General features: G+C 43.2%; 1 protein-coding gene. It reads right to left on the reverse strand.

The window, feature by feature from the left end:
- Positions 1–422: 422 nt before the first annotated feature.
- The coding region (locus CIK04_RS14600; RefSeq protein WP_128824626.1) for a DUF3465 domain-containing protein at positions 423–558 on the reverse strand (136 nt) is incomplete at its 5' end.

The following is a 558-nucleotide window of genomic DNA, read 5'->3' on the forward strand; positions in this document are numbered from 1 at the left end:
TACAAACAAAACCAAAAAGTAGAAAACAGAAATGACTCATAATTTTGAAAATCAGACTTTGAACTTTGGCAGTCAAAACTCAAAAACCTAAGATCAAATTTCTGATTGAGCCAGCCTCCCTAACCTCGCGCTTACCTGACAATTGATTGAGGCAACGCTCTGAATTTTCAGCGCCAAAGAATAAGTGTCCGAAAAACAGCGCTCAAAAAAGCCAACTTGCCGACAAACACCAAACTGAAAAGCCGAGGGAACAAAGAAAAACTATAAATCACTGATTTTACTTGATTAAGCATAACGCCCGCCTAAGGGGCTGGCAACGCATAACCACYAAACTCAAACACAACAGCCGTAACCACCGCGGCTCAATGGGACTGGAAACGCCACGCGTTGACAGTCCCTCTTGAGGCGTTTGTTAGGTGAATTTACTCGTACACCTGCCCATTGTGTTTCAACCAACCATGAGTATGACGATTTTGAGGATCTTTATGAGTCCAATGAAGAACGCCACCCTTTTKGTTCCATTCGTACTCACCATAAAACTCAACACTGTCGCCAACC

It is taken from the genome of Vibrio sp. 03_296, assembly GCF_002265885.1.